This is a genomic window from Streptomyces olivochromogenes (assembly GCF_021538895.1).
In the GTDB taxonomy this organism is placed as follows: Bacteria; Actinomycetota; Actinomycetes; order Streptomycetales; family Streptomycetaceae; genus Streptomyces; species Streptomyces olivochromogenes_A.
Genome location: NZ_JADDRL010000071.1, coordinates 17,737 through 34,866 on the forward strand (window position 1 = coordinate 17,737; position 17,130 = coordinate 34,866).

Genomic DNA, 17,130 nt, shown 5'->3' on the forward strand with positions numbered 1-17,130 from the left:
CGGCGCCGTATCCGCGGCTCGCGCCGGCCCGTGCGGCGGGCGGTAGCGTGGCCGGATGCTGAAGAGCGAGGCATATCGGGACGTGGGCGAGGCCGCCTGGTCGTGGGTGCTGGACCAGGTGCGCGAGGACGAGGGCCCGTGGCTGCCGGAGACGGTGACGGAGGACGGCCCGGAAGCGGCGGCACCGGCGAAGGACCGCGACTCGCTGTACGCGGGGATCTCCGGCCTGGCCCCGGTGCTGGCCGAGATCGCGCGGTACCGGGAACCGACCGCGAGGGAACGGGCGCTGGCGACCGGCATCGTGACCAGGCTGTCGGCACAGGCCGGACAGAAGACGGAAGCCTCGTTGTACGACGGCCTCGCGGGCGACGCCACGGCGCTGCGCCTTCTCGCCCCGGGCACCGAGGCGGTCGCGCTGCGACGGCTGGCCGACCTCGCGACTCCCGAGGGCTGGAGGACCACACTCGAATTCGATCCGGGCTCCGACGCGCCGATCACCGACATCATCATGGGCAGCGCGGGCGTGGTGATGACCGCGGTCTGGGCGGGCGGCGAGTCCACCGGGGCGATCGCGACGACGGGCGGCGAGGCCCTGCTGCGCGCGGCGGACCGCACGGAGGCGGGCCTGGACTGGGGCATGACGCCGGGCAGGGCGTCGCGGGCGCCCAACTACTCGCACGGCACCGCCGGGGTGGCGGCCGCACTGGCGGTGGCGGGCGCGGAGTTGGGCCGGAGCGACTTCGTCGAGGCGGCGGTCCAGGGGGCCCGGCACGTCCTGTCGGTCGGATCGCTGGAGGACGGCGGCTTCGTCGTCCCGCACACGATCCCGCCCTCGACCCGGGTGGTGGAACCGGTGACGTACACGTGGTGCCACGGCCCGGCCGGCACCTCGCACCTGTTCGCGGCGCTGTCGCACGCGGGGGTCACGGAGGTCGCGGGCCACGCGGTCGACGACCTGCGGCAGCGCTGTCTGACCTCGATCCTCACGTCGGGCCTGCCCGAGCGCCTGCGCCCCGGCTTCTGGGACAACGACGGCCGCTGCTGCGGAACGGCGGGCGTCGGAGACGTACTCCTGGACGCCGCCCAGGACTGCCCCGCACCGGCACGCAGGGAAACCCTGGAGCAGGCGGCGCACCGGATGGGCGAGGCCCTGGTGAACCGGGCCATCAGGGATGAGGCGGGCGCCCGCTGGCGCTTCCTGGAACACCGCAAGGACCCACCGCTGCTGCCCCCCGGCACGGCCTGGATGCAGGGCGCGGCAGGCATCGCGGCCTTCCTCCTACGCCTGGCCCGCTACACCGACACGGGCCCGAACGCCACCGTCGTGGACCGCCCGGACCAGTGGTGGGCCGTACCGGAACGGCTGCGCGCCACGGCCTTGTGACAGCACGAGTACGGCGGCCTGCCCGCCCCTTGCCGGGGTGGGCAGGCCGCCGCGTACGGAACCCTGGGCTCAGGAGAGCTGGGTGGGAACCGGGCGGTTCCTGTCGAGTGAGGCGACGCCGCCCGGAGTGAGAGCCTCGGTGAAGAGCTGCACGTCGGCCACCTTGCCGTCGGTGTACTCCCCGTAGGCGCCCTTGGAGATCCGGCGCCCGATCTGCAGCGGCCCGGCCGCGTTCCAGAGCGTGCCGTCGTAGGCGGCGGTGTCGGCCAGGTCGCCGTTGACGTAGAGACGCAACTGCTGCGTGTCGGCGTCGAAGACCCCCACCAGGTGGAACCACTTGTTGGCCTTCGGGCTCTGCGCCCCCGTGGTGGGGCCGTAGGCCGCGGTGAAGGTGGTTTCGGCGTCCGCGTGGGCACGGCCGAAGGCGAAGGCGTGGGCGCCGGCGGAGTAGTACAGCTGGAAGCCGTTGGCGCTGGTGCCGGACTGCGAGACGAAGGTGGAGTTCGCGGTCAGGCTGTCCAGGTTGGCCCAGGCCGAGACGGTGTAGCTGCGGCTGGTGTCGAGCACGGGACCCGAGGTGGCCGCGTAGCCGGTGCTGCCGTTGAGAGCGAGCGCACCGCCCCGTGCGGGGTCGGTGGTCACGGTGGCACCGCCGCTCAGGGTGAGGCTGTTGGCGGGGCGGACGCTGTCCGCGGTGCCGTCCAGCTTCCACCAGTCTGCGGGCCGGTGGACGTGGCCGATGCTGATCGGGGCAGTGAACTGCGCCAGTCCGCCGTCGGCCGCGGCGCCGGGGTACTCGACCATCCGGCCGGAGCGAGAGGTGGCATAGAGCGCCGGGAAGCCGGTGCCCTGGACGTCGCCCGGGGAGCCGGCGGTCGGGTAGTCCTGTTCGCCGACTCCGACCGGGAGCACCGACTGTGCGGCGGGCAGCGCATTGCCGCTGGTGGCGGCCCACTTCTGGTCGGCGATGTTCATGCAGTCCCAGATGACGACCCGGGTGCGCGGGTCACGGTCGCTCTTGGGGTCGGCGAGACAACGGCCGGACTGCGGGTTCTTGAGCGTGCCCGCGTACGGGCCGGGGACCCACTCCTGGGAAGCGGTGTTGTTGCACTGGTAGAGCTGCACCAGGGTGCCGTTGTCGGTGCCGCCCTTCACGACGTCCAGGCACTTCCCCAGCGCGTGCACGGTGTGGTCGGTGCCGAGAGTGAAGTTCTGGGCGTCACTGCCGTTGCAGGTGTACATCTGCGCCGCGGTGCCGTTGGCGGTGCGGGAGCCGGCGATGTCCAGGCAGAGGTTCTTGTTGCTGGTGTCGAGCACGCCGGAGACCAGCGGCGCGTGCCGGGGGGCGGCCAGTTCGGCGGTCGGGACGCCCGCGGCGAAGGTCAGCGGGTAACTGCTGATCGCGCCGGTGGCGTTGTCACGGGCCCACAGGGTCGGGACGCCGCCCACGCGGCCCGGGGCGAGCAGGGTGGTGTCGGACCAGTCACCGGTGCCGATCTTCACGCCCTGTCCGAGGTTGCAGCCGGCCTGGAAGGTGCCGGGGTAGTACCAGAGTTCGCCGTTGTCGACGGTGATCAGGTCGGGCACGTCCGCGAACTGGGCCAGCTTGCCGGGCGCCAGGATCTGCGTGACGTTGTTCCAGGTGCCGTCCGAGCCCTTGGCGGGGCAGGACTTGGAGTCCCGGATCGGGATGACGTTCTGGGTCAGGGTGAAGTGTCCGACGCTGCCGCCGGGGGTGACGGCGTCGTTGGGGTAGAGGTACAGCTCGTGGGTCTTCTTGTTGAAGGCGAACAGGTCGTCCACGTTGCTGCCGGTGGCGGTGCCGCGGTGGGCGACCAGGTAGTTGTCCCAGCCAGTGCCGTCGGGGCTCTGCGCCTTGGCCGACATCGTGGTGGGCGGGGCGGCCGGGTCGGCGTTGCCGCGGACCAGGACCAGGTCGCCGTCGGTCGTGGGGGCGGCCAGGTCGGGGACGGAATCGCCGTCGAGGTCACCCGCGGTGACCTTGGTCTTCGGGTTCCAGGGGGCGAAGAAGCTGTACTGGGCCACCGTGCCCTGCGTGTTGCCCGCGTTGTCGACCGCACGGACGAAGAGGGTGTGCGCGCCCCACTGTGCGGCGCTCAGCACGACCGGGACCTCCGCGGTGGCGGTGCCGCCGCTGCCGGCCACCGCGTCCACCTTGGCGGCGCCGCTGCCGGGGATGTTCGCGTCCAGCGAGTACTCGAACCGGTCGATGCCGCTGCTGACGCAGCTGCCCCGGGTGCAGCCGGTGGGCGTGGGGTCGTTCGCGGTCACCTTGATCTTGACGCCCTCGTCACCGGCGTGACCGGTGGGCGCCTGGTCGGCGCCGAGCGGCGGGAAGACCGCGGAGTCGGTGAAGGAGGGGATGCTCGGTGCGCTGAGGTCGATCTTGAAGTAGCAGTTCGGCGACCAGCCGCTCATCAGGGTGTCGTCGTCGGCCCGGACGTGCCAGCCGTACTGGTGGCCGTCCGCGACCTTGAAGCCGATGTTGACCCGGGTGGTGCCGCCGTCGCTGACCCAGCCGCTCGACGGCTTGCTCTTGCTGGTGGAGCCGCCGTCGTCGTCCGCGACCTTGGTGTCCCAGACCTCGTAGTGGGCGCGCAGGTTGACCCCGTGCATGTCGGTGTTGAGGTGCGCGTTCAGCGTGATGTCGGAGGTGTTGCCGGCGAGCCCCGACTGGCCGATCCAGCCGTCTGCCGCGCCGTCGCAGCCGTTGCTCGCGGGGTTGATGGTGGCCGGGGTCGTGCCCAGACGGTCCGGCTCCGAGGGCGCGATGTCGAACACCGTGGTCAGATACGGGTTGGTGGCGAACCGCACGAAGTCGTAGTTGCTGGAGGACTTGGACTCGTTGCCCCACAGGCCGAAGGTCCAGCTGTCGTCCTTGCCCGCCAGCTTCTTGATCTGGCCGGTGACGTCGAAGTTGACGTCGTGGTCGCCGCAGTGCTGGCTCAAGTTGGAGCTCTTGACCTTCTGCGTACCACCGATGTAGCCGTCGCCCGCGAGCTTGGGCTGGTGGTCCCAGTCGGTGTTCTTGCTGATCCCCGACACCGTCGCGAGACGCACGCCCGTCTCGTTGTCGCAGTCGAAGGAGGCGCCGTAGGTCGAGGTGAGGTGCACGACGGACTTGGAGATCACCATCGACTTGGTGAGGTTGCCGGTGTTGAGCTCGTAGTACGCCCGGTTGAGGCCGAAGCAGTTCCGCCAGTGCTCGTAGCCGACCCCCTCGCCGTTGTCCTGCGCGTCGTCGTACGGGCTCTGTGAGGGACAGCCCTCCTTGACGGTGATGAAGTGGCTCTTCTTGCTCGTGATCGGGCTGGTGTAGGGGTCGATGTAGAGCGGCCAGACCGTGCCCTTGCCACCGAGCAGGTCCGCGTCGGGGGTGAGGGTGAGCGCGCCCGGTTCCGCGGTGACGCCGATCGGCTTCACCTGTGCGGCGCTGCCCGGCTGTTCCGCGGTCGAGGTGGTCTCACCGGTGGCACCCGCCGACGCGGCGCCGGCCGCGCGGGCGGAGCGGCGGGCTACGGTCTTCGGCGCCGTAGTGGCGTCCGGTGCGCCGGACGAGTCCCACATCATCGGGGTGGGCGAGCTGAAGAGGCTGGTGCCGTCCGCCGCGGTGGCGCTCACCCGGCCGTCCCGGTCGGCGCTGACGGCCATGCCGTCGCTCGTCGCGGTGGTCAGCCGGAGTGAGGCGAGGGCGGGGTTGGCGGCGGCCTTGGCGTCGTGGACGATCAGGACCTCGTGGAAGCCACCCTGGTCGGTGGTGGTCACCTTGAGGTCCACGCCCGGCAGCACGTCGCTGTACTGCGCGCCGGCACCGCTGACGACCGGGGCCGGCAGGCGGAACGGGAGGGTGTACGACAGCCGGTGACCGGCGTCGTCGACGAGGGTGGCCAGCGGCCCGTCGCCGCCGCCGGACAGGGTCAGTGCCGACGGAGTGGCCTTGGTGGAGAACGTGCCGTCGGAGTTCCGGGTCAGGCCGGGGTCGACGTCCGTCCAGTCACCGTCCTTGCGGACGCGGGCGGGCTGCAGATGCGTGGTGAGGGTGAAGGTGCCGTCCGCGTTGGCGACGGTCTCCGAGGTCTCAGTGGTCAACTGATCGACGGTGACCGGTTGTCCGGTTCTGGCCGCCTCGGCACTGGCGGTCGCGAGCGGCGAGCTGTCCGCGCCGTCGGCAGCCGCCGACGCGGGCGGGCCTGCCGCCGCGACCGGGCCGACAGCGCCGAGCAGCAGGCCGGTGACGGCCGCGGACAGCGCCAGACGGCGTGTCAGATTGCGCGCCGGATGACTCCGGACGCGGGTGTACTCCCCCATGAATCGCCTTTCGAGGAGCGTGGGCGGCGCCCCCCGGCGCACCGCTGTGGTCCTTCTCACAGGGCGCGTCCCCCCGAGGGCCGTCGCGTGTCGGATTTGCGGCGCTTCTTCCCGCCTTGCCCTGCTGTGAAGGACTCATGAGGGACGTGTGTGGAGGCTGAGAACGTTGTGACCGCTGAGGAAGGGTATTGCTGCGTCCATGCCATGGCAATACGGTTCCGATCGGACCAGACGAGCCGTCAGCTGACCACTGATCAATTCGGCTTCTGGACGCTTCTCATGGGGGATCACGCATGCGCGCAAGACCGCGCGGAATTCAAGGTGCCCAAAAACGGGCATGGTTGCGGCGGGCGACAGTCTGGATCGCGACAACCGCCGCCTTCTCGCTGGCTGTTCAGCCGGCCATCGCCGATGTCGTAGTCGGCGGCTATCAGTACAAGGACGACGTGTGGGCGGCGGATCCGCTGCCCGAACAGCCGAAGGTCCCGGGGCACCCCGCGGACAGCCCCGGCCTCGAACAACCCGCCCCGCCGCCCGGCGCCCGCAAGCTCGCCCGGCACGAGGTGAAGACCCCGAAGTGGCCCGCCGGCGCCACCGCGACCGTCGACCTCGGCAAGGCGCACCAGGTACGCGGCCGGTCCGCGGCCGCCGCGGGCGGCACCGTGAAGGCCGCCTCACTGCCCGTCTCGCTGTCGCCCGCCGCGCCGTCCGCGATCGGCGGCCGCGCCCGCGCACTCGTCGGCCGCAGCGCCCCGGTGGACCCGGCCGGCGCGGTACGGGTGCAACTCGCGGGCCGTGGACAGGCGAAGAAGGCCGGCGTCGACGGACTGCTGGTCGGCCTGTCACGCGCCGACCACCGCACCGGCGCCGGCGGCGTGTCCGTCTCGCTGGACTACGGCGCCGTCGCGCAGGCCTACGGCGGTGGTTGGGCCTCCCGGCTGCACCTGGTGGCGATGCCCGCCTGCGCCCTGACAACGCCTCAACTCGCCGCCTGCCGTACTCGCACGCCGCTGGAGTCGGTCAACGACCCGCGGTCCCGGAAGGTGACCGGCACCCTCGCGGTGCCCGCCGGCACCGGCGCCAAGCCGACCGGCAAGCGCGCCGCTCCCTCCGCCCGCGCCGCCATGGCCTCCTCCGGTATGGCGGTCGCTGCGGTGTCGGGCAGCAGCGGTTCGCAGGGCAACTTCGGCGCCACCTCGCTGTCGGCCTCGGGCGCCTGGTCCTCCTCGGCCTCGGGTGCCTTCACGTACAACTACCCGATCACGGTGCCGCCCTCCCTCGGCGGTGAGGCGCCCAACGTCGGCCTGTCCTACGACTCGCAGTCGGTGGACGGCGAGACCTCGGCGCGCAACTCCCAGTCCTCCTGGGTCGGCGACGGCTGGTCCTACAGCCCCGGGTTCATCGAGCGCTCGTACAAGAGCTGCAAGGACCAGGGCATCAAGGACTCCGGCGACGAGTGCTGGGGCGGCTGGAACGCCACCATCCAACTGGGCACCCACAACGGCCAGTTGGTGCGCGACTCGGACGGCGAGTACCACCTCCAGGCCGACGACGGCACCCGGATCCAGCGGCTCACCGGAGCGTCCAACGGCCTGTGGGACGGCGAGTACTTCAAGGTCACCACGACCGACGGCACCGCCTACTACCTGGGCCTGAACCACGCCCCCGGCACGACCGACGACGACGCGACGAACAGCGCCTGGGGCGTGCCGATCTACCACCCGAAGTCGGGCGACCCCTGCCACGACTCGGACAAGGGCGACGACTCCCAGTGCGACAAGCCGGTCGGCTACCGGTTCAACCTCGACTTCGTCGTCGACCCGCACGGCAACGTGCAGCGCTACGACTGGGCGACCGAGTCCAACTACTACAACATGGGCTACGGCCAGGTCGCCGAGGACGACAAGGGTGGCAAGATCACCAAGTACGTCCGCGGCGGCCACCTGACCCAGATCTCGTACGGCTACCAGCTGGCCGACGCCAAGGCGGGCCGTGAACCGGCCGCCAAGGTGGTCTTCCGCACCGCGCAGCGCTGCACCACCTCCGACACGGTCTGCAAGGCGGACAACCTCTCCTCCAAGACCGCGAAGGACTGGCCGGACACCCCGTACGACCTGCACTGCGAGTCCGACTGGAAGAACAAGGCCAAGGACGACGACACCGACGGCGTCTGCCTGATCAGCGGCCCGACCTTCTGGTCGACGTACCGGCTCAAGGGCATCGACACCTCGGTGCGCACCGCCTCCGGCTGGCAGGACGTCGACGGCTACGACCTCAAGCACGTGTTCTCGGACGCGGGCGGCACCTACGACCCGGTCACCGGAAACACCCAGGACCCGAAGAGCACCGGCTCGCTGCAGTCGGTGATGTGGCTGTCCTCCATCGTCCACACCGGCAAGGACACCTCGGCCGGCGGCGACAAGCCGATCACCCTCGACCCGATCACGTTCGTCGGCATCGAGATGGACAACCGCGTGGACGGCCTGACCCCGGCCGCCCCGCCGCTGTTCCACCCGCGGATCTCCAGCGTGCAGACCGAGACCGGTGAGTCGGTCGCGGTCACCTACCGCGCGCCGGAGTGCTCCCGCGAGAAGAAGCACATGCCGGACGCGGCCGACAGCAACACGATGGCCTGCTTCCCGGTGTTCTGGAACACGCCCGGCGGCGTCGAGCCCATCGAGGACTGGTTCCACAAGACGCTGGTCGCCCAGGTCACCGACAGCGACCGCACCAAGGCGGGCTCCCCCGCCAAGGTCACCAACTACACCTACAGCGGCGGCGCGGCCTGGCACCGCGACGACTCCGACCTGACCGACGACAAGCACCGGACCTGGAACGACTTCCGGGGCTTCCGCACCGTCACCACCACCACCGGCGCGGCGCCGGACCCGATCACCCAGAACACCGTCTCCTACCTCCAGGGTATGGACGGCGACTACAAGTCCGACGGGTCCAGGCGCAGCGTCAAGGTCAAGAACGCCCTGGACGAGGAGATCACCGACAGCCCCTGGCTGGCCGGCACCCCCTACCAGGCCCTGAACTACACCAAGGCCGGCGGCACCGTCGTGGGCCGCACCCTGACCGACCCGCCCACCTCCAAGGTCACCGCCTCCCGGGACCGCACGGCGTGGACGTCCGAGGACCCCAAGCCCGACAAGCTCTCCACCCTGCCGGACATGACGGCGCGCCGGATCACGGCGACCTCGTCCCGCACGATGGGGCTGCTCTCCGACGGCACCTGGCGGACCACCCGCTCCGGCACCACCTTCGACGACAAGGGCCGGACCTGGAAGGTCCACGACGAGGGCGACATCTCCAAGCCCGCACAGGAGACCTGCACCACCACGTCCTACGCCGACGCGCCGTCCGACAACCCGATGATGCTGGTCTACCCCAAGGAGACCATCAGCGTCACCGGGCCTTGCGGCACCGCTCCCGGCAAGGACACCACCCTCTCCGACAAGCGCATCTTCTACGACGGGGACGGCTCGGTCGACAAGGTCGGCACCCTGGGCAAGCTCGGCCAGAACGGCGACTCGCTCGGCCTGGTGACCGCGACCCAGTCGGTCACCTCGTACGACGCGAGTGGCGACCCGAAGTTCCAGACGCTCGGCGGCATGTCGTACGACAAGTACGGCCGGGTCGTCGCGAACACGGACGCGGCGGGCAACACGACGACCTCGTCGTACGAGCCCGGTTCGGGCATCCTGCCCACCACCCTGTCCACGACGAACCCGCTGAAGTGGACCGCCACCAGCACGGTCTCACCGGGCCGCGGCTCGGTCACCCACGCGGTGGACGTCAACAAGCAGGTCACCGACGCGACCTACGACGCGCTCGGGCGGCGGGAGAAGGTCTGGTCGCCGGGCCGGAACAAGGACAGCGACACCCCCGACCGGATCTTCAGCTACGACGTCCACGGCGCGGGCGACAACCCCACCCCGTCCTCGGTCATCACCAAGGGCCTGCGTGAGGACGGCTCCTACAGCACCTCCGTCACCCTCTACGACGGCACGCTGCAGCCCCGCCAGACGCAGTCGACCCCCGCGGACAACTCGGCCGGTCGGCTCATCTCCTCGACGTACTACGACTCGCACGGGTGGACCGTCTCCGCCATCGCGGCGTACTCCGACGCGGATCATGCCCCGGGCAGCACTATGTGGGCGGAGACCAACCGCACCGGGCCGTCGGTGACGCGCACGTCGTACGACGGGCAGGGTCGGCCGGTCACCAACACGCTGGCGTCCTTCGCCGGCACGCTCTACCAGTCCTCCACGGACTACAGGGGCGTCGACCGCGTCGACACCACGCCGCCGCAGGGCGGCAAGGCCACCACGACCTACACCGACGCCCTCGGCCGCACCAGCTCCACCGTCGTGCGCGACACCACGCCGGACCGCAAGCTCGCCGGGGGCGGCAAGCTGGCCTCGGGCACCTCGCTGGTCTCCGCGAGTGTCCGGCTGGCCATGCAGGCCGACGGCAACCTGGTGCTGACCTCGCTCGTCGGCGACAAGGTCCTGTGGTCGTCCAACACGGGCGGCAAGCCGGGCGCGTACGCCGTCATGCAGGCCGACGGCAACTTCGCGGTCATGGACGCCACCGGCAAGACCACCCTGTGGTCCAGCAAGACGTCGGGCCACACCGGCGGCTACCTGAAGGTGCAGTCCGACGACAACGTCGCGGTGTACGACGCGTCGAACACCGTGCTCTGGTCGACCGGGACCGCCGACAAGGCGGCGACAGCGGACATCACCACCCGCTACACCTACACACCCGGCGGACAGGTCGACACGGTCAAGGACTCGGTGGGCAACACCTGGTCCTACGACTACGACCTGCGGGGCCGCGTGGTCTCCCAGACCGACCCCGACGCCGGTACCTCCACCTCCCACTACGACGACCTGGGGCGGCTGGACCGCACCACCGACGCCCGCAAGCAGACCCTGTCCTTCACCTACGACCTGCTGGGCCGTCGGAAGGCCGAGTACTCGGGCGATGGCACTACGGACCCGTCGAAGCTGCTGGCGGAGTGGACCTACGACGACCTCGGCAAGGGCCGACCCGTCGCGTCCATCCGCTACGTGGGCGGCAAGAACGGCGCCGCCTACGTCCAGAAGATCGACTCGTACAACGCGACCGGCCAGCCGACCAGCACCTCGACCGTGATCCCGGACTCCGAGGGCGCCCTGGCGGGCACCTACACCGCCAAGGCCTCCTACACCGAGAACGTCGGTCTGCTGGCGGCGACCACGTACGGCGCGGACGGCGGTCTGCCGACCGAGACCATCGGCTACGGCTACAACCTCCAGGGCGGCCTGGTCAGCATGGGCTCGCCCAGCCGACCGTACGTCGCCACGGTCAACTACAGCCCCCTCGGGGAGGTACTCCAGACCACCGTCGGAACCCCGTCGAAGCAGCTGCGCACCGCGCAGACCTACGACCAGGCGACCGGGCGGCTGGCCACCAACCGGGTCACCCTGCAGACCAACACCACCAACCCGATCTCCGACACCACCTACGGCTACGACCAGGCCGGCAACATCACCGCGGTCTCCGACGTCCGCTCCAGCGGCGGCACGGACCGGGTCACCGACACCCAGTGCTTCGCCTACGACGCGCAGGACCGGCTGACCACCGCCTGGACGGACACCAAGGGACTCACCGCAGCCACCGCGGGCCAGCTCGCCCGGTGCGCCACCTCGCGTCCGGCCCCCGCGACCGTCGGCGGACCGGCCCCGTACTGGACGGACTGGCAGTTCAACCAGCTCGGTGACCGCACCCAGCAGGTCGCGCACGACGTGACCGGCAACACGGCCAAGGACACCACCCAGACGTTCGCCTACCCGGGCGCCGGCACGGCCCCCGCCAAGCGGCCCAACGCGGTGTCCACCGTCACCACGCGCAATCCCACCACCGGCACCTCCGTGCTGACGCCGAAGTACGACGACGCGGGCAACACGGAGACCCGGACCACCACCGGAGCCCGCACGGGCAGTCAGGGGATCGAGTACAACGAGGAGGGCCTGACCTCCGCCACCACCACCGACGGCAAGAAGACCGGCTACCTCTACGACGCCGACGGCCAGTTGCTGATCCAGCGGGGGCCGGGCAGCAACACGCTGTACCTGTTCGGCGGCAACGAGCAACTCAGCCTCGACACCGCCACCAAGGCCGTCACCGGACTGCGCTACTACTGCGCCCCCGACGGCACAGTGACGGTCCGCTCCAGCAAGGGCCAGTTCAGCTACCAGCCGACCACTCCGCAGGGCACCGCCCAGCTCCAGGTGGACGGCAACACGCTGGCCATCACGCGGCGCGCCTTCGACCCGTACGGCAACCCGCGCGGCCCCGCGCCCACCGGGTGGGCCGACAACCGCGGCTACCTGGGTAAGCCCGCCGACGCCACGTCCGGTCTGAACCTCCTCGGGGCACGGAACTACGACCCGGTCACCGGCCGCTTCCTGTCGGTCGACCCGCTCTTCGAGAGCGACGACCCGAACCAGATGGGCGGCTACGGCTACGGAGCCGACAACCCCGTCTCGGGAAGCGACCCCAACGGCCTGTCCTGGTACTCGGGCTGGGGCAGCTCGATCGGCGGCTTCTTCTGCGGCGTGGGTGACAGCTTCGTCGGCGACCCGTGGCAGTGGAGCGTCAACAAGCTCTCCGACGGCTGGAACGGGTTCGCCGGCATCGTCAACGGCGACAACCAGTGGTTCAACGGCTGGACGGGCTACTCCAACGAGACCCCGTTCCAGCTCGGCCACACCGGTTACGTCGACGACCACCCGCTGGCCAACCTTTTCGGCGTCGACACCGGCTCGAAATCGTACGTCGCCGGTCAGTGGACGGGCCTGGTCGGCACTTTCGCCGCGGACGGCTACGGCGCCTACAAGCTGATCAGCGGCGGAGTCAAGGCCGTCAAGGCGATCAGGCTCGCGGTGGCGGAGGGCGACAGCCTCGTCACCGCCGTCAAGAGGCTGCTCTCGGGCGATCTGCCGACCACCACCCCGGCCGACCCCGCGCCCACCACGCCCAAGTCCGGCGACGCGCCGTCCACACCCAAGTCCGGCACCGGTAAGGGCGGCAAGGAACCGGGCGGCAGCGGGAAGGCCGACGCCTCCGGATCAGACGTCGGTCATAATCCAAAAGAGCGACGCGCCGTACGTGGGCAGGTTTCGAGCGAAAAGACAACCGCCAAGAAGGTCGTAGCGGACGCCATTGCCAACAATGAACTCAGCAAGAAGAAGGCCGGCCTAGGCGGTGTCCTGCGTATAGGGGATGGAGAACCGGAAGTCCTGAAGGCTTTCAGCGGAAAAGACAAGAGTCCGAGTGGAAGGAAAGGATGGGTGCCCGATGTGGGAACTCCTGGAAATCCCGCTCGATTCACGGCCACATCTACTGGAAATAATGCGCGCGCGCATGACACCGAATATAAGATGCTCACTTATATCGCGAACATGCTCGGCCCCTCGTCGAATGTGAGAGGCAGTCTTACGCTCTATTCGACTCAGCAGGCCTGCTTCTCGTGTACGCCCATCATTGGGCAATTCTCGCGAGAATTCCCGAATATTCGCATCAACTACGAGTCGGGAAGTTAGGTAGCGCGGTAGCATCGGAAGGAGTAGAGCGCGGAGCATCCGAATGCGGATGTTCCGCGCTCTACTCGAGTGAGATACGATTCGGGATGTGGACGAGTTGGTCAATCGTGCAGTTTCTGGAGGAATTGATGTGAGCAGCGAAATCCCGGTGGATGCATATCCGATTGGTGACGAGTGGACGCCCGCACATAAAGCAGTCGAGGGTAGCGATTATGAAGCACTTGCGATGCTGCTGGATTCCGGAGTCGACCCGAACGAGATGTGCTTTGGTCATACTTTGCTCACTCATGCCATTGATCTCGAAGGTGATGGGCACCTGCAGACCGGGTACCCTCTAAACGCGGCCGCCACTGCGATTCTGCTTGCCTATGGTGCCGACCCCGGTTTGCCGGCAGCGGATGGCGAAACGCCCTTGCAGATGTCGGAATATTATCGCCATGAACCGGCGCAGCGGCTGCTCCGGCGCTTCCTGGATCTCGGGAAAGACATCAAAAACTCGAAGAGCGGGTAAGGAATGAGCCTCGATCCACCGCGTGAATTTTCATCACCGCCTTCGGCCGGATTCGGGTGATCTTTCGGGGTGCGGGCGGCGGGGATCACCGAGATGTCGGAAAAGGGTCTGCGCAAGATTTCCGGCAGCGGCTGAATATCTTCCCGGACCGCCGCGCGACTCCGTATCGGTGAGCTGAATCGCCGTCGGGTCGGCCGCCCCAACTCCCCAGAGAGGTCCTGGACCCATGCCCCGCCCCTACGACCAGCAGCATCTTGAGGCGCTCGGCGCTCGGCGCCCAGCTGCACCTGCCCGTGGCCGAGCGAACCTGTCCGATCTGCAGCCATGTCACCATGCGCGTGTACCACCACGAGAAGCACGGCCGGACGACACCCGCGTGGATCACCTACCTGTGGTGCGGCGACTGCCACGCCTACACCTCGGGCTTCGCCGGCGCCGGCCGCAAGACGGTCGAGAGCGACCCGCTCCAGGACGAGTACGGCGCCCGCATCGCCGAGGTCTTCCGCGACACCGAGCGCCTGCTCAAGATCCTCGACGGCTACTGGAAGGCCGGCAGCCTCCCCCAGGTGATCTCCCGTCGCCCCCGCGGACGCTGAGGGCCGAGGCCGATTCCAATCACGTGACCCACTACGCGGATTTCTCGCTCTACGACTACGACTACCACGCAAAGCCCGAGGGCCTCACCATCGGCTGGCTCGAGGCCGGCTTCGACTACTCCATCGACGAGGTCTCCGAGGAAGACCTCGCGAACATCATCGATCTCGGTTCGCTGCGGCAGGAGAGGAGCAGGGGCTGGCACACGTGCACGCTCTGCCCCGAGTACACCGAGCACACGGCGACCTCCGAACGGGCGGGGATCACGTACCGGCTCGGCCATGCCGAGATCAGGGCCGTTTCTCACGACGGAGTGCTCTACGTCGCCCCGAACCTGATCATCCACTACATCGTCGACCACCTCTACGGACCGCCCGCCGAGTTCATCGACGCCGTCCGGTCCGAAGTCCGAAGGCGCTGGCCCGATGAGGCGTGACCGAGACTTCAGCCAGGTGGCGGTATCCCACCGCCGTGACCGGCGTCGATCGAGGCGCCCCGGTTCCGCCGCGTGACCGTCCGCCGGTCACCGGTCGCAGGAGGACGGCGGCGTCCAGGCCGCTGCCCGGGGCCGGGTGCAGGGTGATCTCGCCGCCCGAAGCGTGCACCAGATGGCGGACGATGGGCAGGCCGAGGCCGGTGCCGTCGTGGTGGGAGTCGGAGGCGCGCCAGAACCGGTCGAAGGCGCGGGCGCGGTCGGTCTCGGTCATGCCGGGGCCCTGGTCGATGACGTGGAGTTCGGCGCCGGGCGTGCGGTGGAGCGTGATGGTCGCGCCGGGCGGGGAGACGCGCAGGGCGTTGGCGACCAGGTTGTCCATGACCTGCTCCAGCGCCCCGGGGATGGCCCACACCCGGCCGGCGGGGCGGCCGGTGACGGCGAGGACCACGTGCTGTTCGGCGGCCAGCGACTCCCACATCGCGACGCGGTCGGCGATCACGGCGTCCAGCTCGACCGGCTCCGGGGTGGTGGCGCTGTTCTCCAGGCGGGCCAGGGCCAGCAGACCCTGCACCATACGGCTGAGGCGTTCCACCTCGCCGACCGCTTCCTCCAGGCTGCCGTGGGCCCGTGGGTCGAGGTGGGGCTCGAAGTTCTCCAGGCGCAGGCGCAGCGCGGTCAGCGGGGTTTTCAGCTGGTGGGAGGCTTCGGAGGCGAACGCGTGCTGGGCCTTGAGGAGTTGTTGCAGGCGGCTCGCCGTATGGGTGAAGGAGGCGGCGAGGCTCCGGAGTTCGGGCGGGCCGGTGGTGGCGTCCGGCGGGTCGGTGAGCCGGCCGTCGGCCAGTTGGGCGGTGGCGGCCTCCAGGGTGCGCAGGGGCCGGGTGATCCAGCGGGCGAGGGTGAACGCGGCCAGCGCGACGGCGGCCAGGATGCAGGCTCCGGCCAGGGCGAGGGCGCCCCAGATGCGGTGCACGCGGGCGTTGACCTCGGCCATGGGGTAGGTCAGGCGCAGGGTGCCCCGGATCGTCGTACCGGAATGGCCCGGCATGGTGGCCGACAGCACGTCGTCTCCGGTGGCCACGGTCGGCCGGTTGCGCAGGGCACGGGCGATGTCCGGCTGGGCGGAGATGTCGATGTGCGTGCGGCCGGACGGGTTGGAGTCGGCCAGGACGAGGCCTCGCCGGTCGGTGACGACGACGTGGCCGCCGGTGCGGGTGGCGTAGTCGCCGACGACATCGGGCAGCGCGTCGAGGTTGCCCTTCTCGATGTTCTCCTCGGTGACCTCGGCGAGCATCGAGGCGTCGCGTTCGACGCTCTGGGAGGCACGGGAGATCTCTCCTCGCGCGTAGATCCAGCCGAGCGGTATCTCCAGCCCGGCCAGCACGAGGATCGCCAGGCCGAGGTAGCTCAGCAGCAGACGCCGGGTCATCCGGCGGCCCCGGCTTCCGCGTCGAGGCCGGGGGCGGTGAGGCGGAAGCCGACACCGCGAGCCGTGGTGATCCATGCCGGGTCGCCGAGCTTGCGGCGCAGCGCGGCCACATGGGCGTCGAGGGTCTTGGTGGGGCCGAAGAAGTGGGGGTCCCACACCGTGTCCATGATCTGCTGCCGCGAGTGGACCGTTCCGGGGTCCTCGGCGAGGTAGGCCAGCAGATCGAACTCGCGTGGTGTGAGGGGTACGTCGGTGCCGCTCAGGCGGACCTGGCGGGTGCGGCGGTTCAGCTCCAGGGGGCCGAGCAGCTGCGGCCCGGGAGCCTCGGGCGCGGCCTGACGCACCGGCGCGGGGAAGGGCAGCGCGCCGCTGGTGCGGCGGGTGACCGCACGGATGCGGGCCACCAACTCCCTTACGCCGAAGGGCTTGGCGAGGTAGTCGTCGGCGCCGAGTTCGAGGCCGACGATGCGGTCGGCCTCGTCCCCCCGGGCGGTGATCATGATGATCGGCACGGCGGAGCCGGCGCGCAGGTTGCGGCAGACGTCGAGGCCGTCCATGTCGGGCAGACCGAGATCCAGCAGGACCAGGTCCGGGGAGTGCTCGGTGCCGGCGAGGCCGGCGGCACCGGTGCGGACATGGTCCACGGTGAACCCGTACCGGCCGAGCCCTTCGCTGAGCGGGCCGGCGATTCGGTCGTCGTCTTCGATGAGCAGGAGCCGCATGGCGCAAGGCTCGCACGGCTGTGCCAGAAGAGTTGGGCTGTTCATGGGAAGCCGCCTGTGACCTGGGTGGCGTACGGGACGGTGAGCGGGCACGGTATGCCGCCCGGCCGATCACCGGGGAGGGGTGGGA

Annotated in this window: 8 protein-coding genes; 5 read left to right on the forward strand and 3 right to left on the reverse strand. The window is 69.9% G+C overall.

Annotated features, from left to right (window positions below; translation table 11 throughout):
* Positions 1-55 precede the first annotated feature (55 nt).
* On the forward strand, positions 56-1,384 hold the full coding sequence (locus IPZ69_RS30215; RefSeq protein ID WP_235457808.1) for a lanthionine synthetase LanC family protein: 1,329 nt from the start codon (positions 56-58) through the stop codon (positions 1,382-1,384).
* A 69-nt stretch (positions 1,385-1,453) separates the two neighbouring features.
* On the opposite strand, the gene IPZ69_RS30220 is transcribed toward IPZ69_RS30215, so the two are convergent.
* Positions 1,454-5,713 (reverse strand): LamG-like jellyroll fold domain-containing protein, encoded by a 4,260-nt coding sequence (locus IPZ69_RS30220; protein WP_235457809.1) that lies wholly within the window; start codon positions 5,711-5,713, stop codon positions 1,454-1,456.
* Positions 5,714-6,054: 341 nt separating this feature from the next.
* Here IPZ69_RS30220 and IPZ69_RS30225 point away from each other — a divergent pair, with 341 nt between their 5' ends.
* The 4 genes from IPZ69_RS30225 to IPZ69_RS30240 all read left to right on the forward strand — a co-directional run bounded on the left by IPZ69_RS30225 (position 6,055) and on the right by IPZ69_RS30240 (position 14,852).
* Positions 6,055-13,311 carry an RHS repeat-associated core domain-containing protein gene (locus IPZ69_RS30225; RefSeq protein ID WP_235457810.1) on the forward strand — a complete coding sequence of 2,419 codons (7,257 nt, stop codon included), beginning with the start codon at positions 6,055-6,057 and terminating at the stop codon, positions 13,309-13,311.
* 88 nt (positions 13,312-13,399) lie between these two features.
* Entirely contained in the window at positions 13,400-13,822 is a 423-nt protein-coding gene (locus tag IPZ69_RS30230; RefSeq protein ID WP_308407562.1) for an ankyrin repeat domain-containing protein, read from the forward strand.
* 254 nt (positions 13,823-14,076) lie between these two features.
* Positions 14,077-14,418, forward strand: a complete 342-nt coding sequence (locus tag IPZ69_RS30235) for a hypothetical protein (protein ID WP_235457811.1) — start codon at positions 14,077-14,079, stop codon at positions 14,416-14,418.
* 23 nt (positions 14,419-14,441) lie between these two features.
* The gene (locus tag IPZ69_RS30240; protein ID WP_235457812.1) at positions 14,442-14,852 is read left to right on the forward strand and encodes a DUF7919 family protein; all 411 of its coding nucleotides are present in this window, start codon (positions 14,442-14,444) and stop codon (positions 14,850-14,852) included.
* Here IPZ69_RS30240 and IPZ69_RS30245 read toward each other — a convergent pair.
* Both IPZ69_RS30245 and IPZ69_RS30250 read right to left on the reverse strand, forming a co-directional pair.
* Complete coding sequence (locus tag IPZ69_RS30245; protein ID WP_235457813.1) at positions 14,800-16,278, reverse strand: sensor histidine kinase; 1,479 nt, start codon at positions 16,276-16,278, stop codon at positions 14,800-14,802. The two genes, IPZ69_RS30240 and IPZ69_RS30245, sit on opposite strands and share 53 nt — an antisense overlap.
* Positions 16,275-17,000 carry a response regulator transcription factor gene (locus IPZ69_RS30250; RefSeq protein ID WP_235457814.1) on the reverse strand — a complete coding sequence of 242 codons (726 nt, stop codon included), beginning with the start codon at positions 16,998-17,000 and terminating at the stop codon, positions 16,275-16,277. Before IPZ69_RS30250 ends, IPZ69_RS30245 begins: the two co-directional genes overlap by 4 nt.
* Positions 17,001-17,130 lie beyond the last annotated feature (130 nt).